Source organism: Microcoleus sp. OTE_8_concoct_300 (assembly GCF_031383065.1).
In the GTDB taxonomy this organism is placed as follows: Bacteria; Cyanobacteriota; Cyanobacteriia; order Cyanobacteriales; family Microcoleaceae; genus Microcoleus.
In genome coordinates this window covers 1-3,757 of the sequence record NZ_JANMZH010000149.1, presented here as the reverse complement: position 1 = coordinate 3,757, position 3,757 = coordinate 1, and the positions used below count along the sequence as shown (strand labels likewise).

At 44.1% G+C, this 3,757-nt stretch carries 4 protein-coding genes and 1 pseudogene; 2 read left to right on the top strand and 3 right to left on the bottom strand.

The annotated features are described in order from the left end of the window. The first annotated feature begins 123 nt into the window (after window positions 1–123). Complete coding sequence (locus ACUVJL_RS07420) at window positions 124–741, top strand: hypothetical protein (RefSeq protein WP_445245266.1); 618 nt, start codon at window positions 124–126, stop codon at window positions 739–741. Between the two features lie 34 nt (window positions 742–775). After that, window positions 776–1,666 carry a hypothetical protein gene (locus ACUVJL_RS07415; protein WP_445245265.1) on the top strand — a complete coding sequence of 297 codons (891 nt, stop codon included), beginning with the start codon at window positions 776–778 and terminating at the stop codon, window positions 1,664–1,666. Between the two features lie 52 nt (window positions 1,667–1,718). Here the strand turns inward: ACUVJL_RS07415 and ACUVJL_RS07410 are convergent. The 3 genes and pseudogenes from ACUVJL_RS07410 to ACUVJL_RS07400 all read right to left on the bottom strand — a co-directional run bounded on the left by ACUVJL_RS07410 (window position 1,719) and on the right by ACUVJL_RS07400 (window position 3,154). Continuing rightward, window positions 1,719–2,359, bottom strand: a pseudogene (locus tag ACUVJL_RS07410) (AMP-binding protein). Between the two features lie 132 nt (window positions 2,360–2,491). Continuing rightward, window positions 2,492–2,701, bottom strand: coding sequence for a hypothetical protein (locus ACUVJL_RS07405; RefSeq protein WP_445245264.1), 210 nt, complete (start codon window positions 2,699–2,701; stop codon window positions 2,492–2,494). A 66-nt stretch (window positions 2,702–2,767) separates the two neighbouring features. Then, window positions 2,768–3,154, bottom strand: coding sequence for a hypothetical protein (locus ACUVJL_RS07400; protein ID WP_445245263.1), 387 nt, complete (start codon window positions 3,152–3,154; stop codon window positions 2,768–2,770). Window positions 3,155–3,757: the final 603 nt, after the last annotated feature.

Here is a 3,757-nt window from a genome sequence, read left to right as displayed (position 1 = left end):
AAGCGCTAAAATCTTCTCAAGCTTGCTTGACCCGAAGAGGTTTCCCAAAAAAGACTACTCCTTCAAACCTTGGGGATGTCAGGCAAGCGCTACCATTACGCCTAGAAAAGGCCGAAAAATCAAATGGCTTACAGTGATTTTACTTTAGAAAGAGTGCAAAAAATTTTTGATTTGACTATTTCCGAAGATTTGGATCTTTTTGCCAATGTTCCTGATTTAGAACCTAGTATTTCACTCACTGATTTTTTAGCAGAGTATGCACAACTGGCATTAAAAATTAATACCGAAAAAGCCAGATCTGAAATGATTATTGCGCCGATATTGCTGGATTTCAGAAAACAGGTTTTCTCGAAAATTAGCTTATTTTCGGGAGTGGATTTTAATGTAGATTATGAACGGGGATTAAACGGAACCTGCGACTATATAATCAGTAATTCTACTGAACAGTTATTTGTGAAATCTCCGGTCATTATTTTGGTAGAAGCTAAAAAAGAAAATATTGTAGGAGGGTTAGGTCAGTGTACTTCAGAAATGTTAGCTGCTCAAGTTTTTAACGAACGGGAGGGAAATCAAATACCAGTGATTTTAGGAGCAGTTACTTCAGGAAATATTTGGAGGTTTTTACAATTAGAAGAAAAGCAACTCAGAGTTGACGCGACAGAGTATTATCTGAAAGATGTCAATAAAATATTAGGAATTTTGGCAAACGGAGTACACTCTTTGTCGTCACCTATAATATAATTGTGCAATCTAGGCACTTGCACTCGATTGAACCGTGCCGCCAATACCAACAGTCACAGTCAAGTCAGGATACAAGCCGCAATCTATTGATACCAGCATTGAGGCGGATGTGCTGATGTTTCAGCTATTGCGACAGTTAACGCCCCAACAAAAAGTACAGCGGACTTGCGCTTTCCATCGAGCGGCCCGAAAGCTGGCACTGTTCGGAATGGAGAGCGAGCATCGCAATCTTACCAACGCAAAAATTCGGCAAGGATTTATTAAAAGGTGCTTGGGTGCTGAGTGGATAGAAGTTTTATCAAATAGCCTAGATTGGGAGAAGCTCGTGATAGCAGATCCGATTGAGTTAGCGCAAAAAATAGCCAGTATCTTGCTACCGCTGAATATTCCCTATGTGGTGGGAGGTTCGGTGGCAAGTTCGCTGTTGGGAGAAAACAGATCTACGCAAGATTTGGACTTAGTAATTGACCTGGAGGCGCGAATAGCACCTCAGTTAATTGATGTCATGTCAGCCGAGTTTTACATCAGCGAGTCGGCTGTGATGGAAGCGATTGCCAAGTCAAGAACAGCACCCCGCGAATCATCGTTCAATGTGATCTATTTGCCTTCTCTGGAGAAAGCGCACATTTTTGTGATGGACAGGGATGACCCTTTTTCTGCTTCGGTGATGAGCCGCCGTCAGCTTCACCCTGTTAGCGACTTAACAGAAGAGGGAATCTACATTTATTCGCCGGAAGATATCGTCCTACAAAAACTCAGTTGGTACAAACTAACTCCCCGCCGTTCTCAAAAACAGTGGAGGGATGTGTTGGGGGTTTTGAAGGTGCAAGGGGAAGGACTCGATCGAGCTTACTTGAACCAGTGGGCTCTTACGCTCAAACTAACAGATTTGCTTGAGGAGGCGCTGCTTCAATCAGGGCATTAAGAGTATGTGTTGGCCCCTAGTGATTTAAAATAAGGCAGTCTGGCGCGTATTCTCACACTTTCTCGACTAACTCCCAGCTCAGCGCTTCCCCACCCAAGATTAACCGCAAGCCAGGCAAAATTGATGCCGTTTGGGCGAGGAATGCTTTCAGGTGAGAGGAAACGATTTTCAGGCAGTCGATCGCCTGCTGGCGAAAATATTCTGCTAGCGCTTTAGGATCGGTTGCCCTGTCTTGGGAGATGATATGCAGGCACCCACCCCCACATAATGCGGGAAAAATTACGGTGTTGCCCAAGTCGGCGGCAAAGGTAGAAACGGTGGCAAAACTCGCATTTGGCACGTTGAGTATTTGCTGGATGCTGTGGAGGTAATTGAGAAGCTGCCGGTGTTCGATCGCGACTTTTTTGGGGTGCCGGTGGAGCCAGAGGTGTAAATTACATAAACCAGATGTTGAGCCCTCACCACACTGACCGGGTTTTCCTCGCTTTCGTGAGCGATCGTCTCCCAGCCTGTCTCCAAACAAACCACATCCGTCTGGCGAGTGAGAAGTCCGTCAACTAAGTGGGAGCTTGTTACAAGAACCGGCACCTGAGAGTCCTCCAGGATAGCAGCCAGTCGCTGTTTGCCGAAGGCGGGGTCTAGGGGCACGTAAGCTTGATCGGCTTTGAGAATACCCAGCAGTCCCACCACCATTTCTAAGAAACGCTGCACACAGATGCCAACGAGCACCTCGGGAAGGAATTTTGGGATAGGTGGAGTGCGATCGCGCTCTCTACTTTTTCAAAGTTGTGTCAATTTCAAGAAGGATAGAAGGGCGATCGCTTCCTAGCCGCCTGGATTTTGATATGTTGCTAGGGGGCGATCGCGCTCTTTACTTCTTTCAACTTGTGTCAATTTCAAGAAAGATAGAGGGGGTTTGACTTTTTGGGATATTGGTGAGCGCCGCAGGGGTTGAGGATGGCGTAAGTGACTGTGGAATGTTTTGCCCTGGCGGGTTTCCCGGCTTGACTTGCAAGCTGCGACGGCGAGTTTCATTTGGGAATGCGATGGCGTGTCCAGCAGTGCGATCTTGCCGATAGAAGGCAGCGATCTTATATCCAATTAATAAAATGTAAAATACACTTCCACTTGCTCTTTTTTTTTTGCTCGAAAAATCTTGTAATTCGGTTCTCCTTGTATTCCAATTTCAAATCCATCTCCATGTACTAACTGCCTGAAACTTTTTTCGAGGTCTCCGTTCCTTCCCTTCAATTCTATTAATGAACCTTTACCCTGCGCTTCGATTTGTACAACTATTATTAAGAACGATTTTTTAAGCGGACTAAATACGCTGGACTTCATCTCTGTGTACTTATGAATTTCTGTTCCACTGTTTATATCAAACGAACCCTCAAAATCGTTCGGATAGCAATTTCTATCTATTGAATGCGTAACTGTTATCTTTTTGCTTGTTTCATTCTTTATATGGACATTCCATCCTAATCCCATGATTTTCTTTCCTCGATTATCGGGTTACTTCTACTAGGAGACAAGATTAAGTTTTCCTTTTTCCTGTCTTCTGCTTATAAGACGATTCTGCTTGTCAATTTCTGATTTTTTGGATTTAGCAGTTTTTTTATTAACTTGACGCGCACTCTGAAACCAGTGTTAAGAACGAGAAGCTTTTCGTTCAGGGGGCGACAATCGCCCCAAGGCAATGTAATATAAATCAGATATTCTGTCTTGTCCTTGTTCCTAAATTCCTGGCCCGAAAATTTGTGTTTTATTACTGTTGTCCTTGTGAGGTTTGCCAATTAATCCCATTGGTCACAATATTTATATTATTTTGGATAACAGTTGTATCAGTAGGCGGGATAACATGGGGCGCGAGCCCAAAAAATTTGGGTGAAAATTTTGAATTGTCTGTGCTGTTTCTGGCAGAAAACGTCATAAATACTGCCACATATAGTAAATTGACTGAGATATTCCCGTCACTTCGACCTCGCAGTAGTGAACCCTCCTCTCATCTAAGGATCGCGAATTAAATAACTTACAATTTTAATTGTTATTGTGGGATGGGCGTCCCGCCCGTCCTTTTTGGACGGGCGGGAC